The organism is Streptococcus mitis, assembly GCF_946190115.1.
Taxonomy (GTDB): Bacteria; Bacillota; Bacilli; order Lactobacillales; family Streptococcaceae; genus Streptococcus; species Streptococcus mitis_CO.
The window spans coordinates 1-215 of record NZ_CAMHZG010000089.1; the positions used below are offsets into that span (position 1 = coordinate 1).

At 54.0% G+C, this 215-nt stretch carries 1 pseudogene; it reads left to right on the forward strand.

Features of this window, described 5'->3' with window-relative positions:
* Positions 1 to 215, forward strand: a pseudogene (locus N8L90_RS09510) (adhesive domain-containing protein); the annotation flags it as partial.

A 215-nucleotide genomic window follows, 5' to 3' on the forward strand; every position in this document is an offset into this window, starting at 1 on the left:
GCTGAGGTAGACGCTACAGCGCTTGTTGATGCTGATGTAGAGGCTACTGCGCTTGTGCTTGCTGAGGTAGACGCTACTGCACTTGTTGATGCTGAGGTAGACGCTACGGCACTTGTTGACGCTGACGTAGACGCTACGGCACTTGTTGACGCTGAGGTAGACGCTACAGCGCTTGTTGATGCTGATGTAGAGGCTACTGCGCTTGTGCTTGCTGA